The organism is Streptomyces sp. B1866, assembly GCF_031932565.1.
In the GTDB taxonomy this organism is placed as follows: Bacteria; Actinomycetota; Actinomycetes; order Streptomycetales; family Streptomycetaceae; genus Streptomyces.
Map to the genome: position 1 here is coordinate 1 of NZ_JAVSCF010000666.1, position 313 is coordinate 313.

Consider the following 313-nt stretch of genomic DNA (forward strand, 5'->3'; position numbering starts at 1 on the left):
CCAGCCGCGCCGCAGGTCCGCGCCCAGCGAGGCCGCCCACTTGTGCAGCAGCTCCTCGGTCCTGGTCTGCGGCACCTTCCACTGGCCCGGGTGGCGGGAGGGCAGCGTCAGGTCCATCGGCACGCCGCCGAAGTGGCCGCGCGGCTCGTTCGGCGGGGAACCGAGGTCGGTGAGCAGACCGCGGGTGTCGAGGATCTCCATCGTGCGGGCGTGCAGGGTGGAGGCGCGCGACTCGGCCGTCGGCGCCTCCCGCCGCTCCAGGACGACCACCCGGGCGCCGCCCAGGCGCAGTTCGCCGGCGAGCATCAGCCCG

1 protein-coding gene is annotated in these 313 nt (G+C 76.0%); it reads right to left on the reverse strand.

Annotated elements, in window-relative coordinates:
- Window positions 1-313 (reverse strand): FAD-dependent monooxygenase (locus tag RKE29_RS30705; protein ID WP_312008945.1); only part of this gene is annotated, 313 nt, incomplete at both ends.